Source organism: Mycobacterium sp. KBS0706 (assembly GCF_005938675.2).
Classification (GTDB): Bacteria; Pseudomonadota; Alphaproteobacteria; order DSM-16000; family Inquilinaceae; genus Inquilinus.
Map to the genome: position 1 here is coordinate 1 of NZ_VCCH02000378.1, position 387 is coordinate 387.

Genomic DNA, 387 nt, shown 5'->3' on the forward strand with positions numbered 1-387 from the left:
CGTTGGCATCGGGCGTGTAGACCAGGTCGCCATCGGCATTGAGCGACACGCTGCCATGCAGCGCCGACCCGCCGGTGAGGATGACGGTGTCGCCGTCAACGTCGCTGGCGCCGGCCAGGATCAGGGTCTTGGAGACGGTGAGCGGGGTGTCCTCATCGGTGCTCTGGTCGGCGACGGTGCCGGCGGTCGGGCCGTCGTTCACCGCGGCAACACCGACATTGAAGGTCCCGGTCGTGGTGCCGCCATTGCCGTCGGAGAGGGTGTAGGTGACGACGTCCGGGCCATTGGCATTGGCGTCGGGCGTGTAGACCAGATCGCCATCGGCATTGAGCGAGACGGTGCCATGCAGCGCCGAGCCGCCGGTCAGGGTGACGGTGTCGCCGTCGA

1 protein-coding gene is annotated in these 387 nt (G+C 68.2%); it reads right to left on the reverse strand.

All coding sequences use genetic code 11. The features are described from left to right. A partial coding sequence (locus tag FFK22_RS43680; RefSeq protein WP_186002996.1) for a cadherin-like domain-containing protein occupies nucleotides 1-387 on the reverse strand: 387 nt, incomplete at both ends.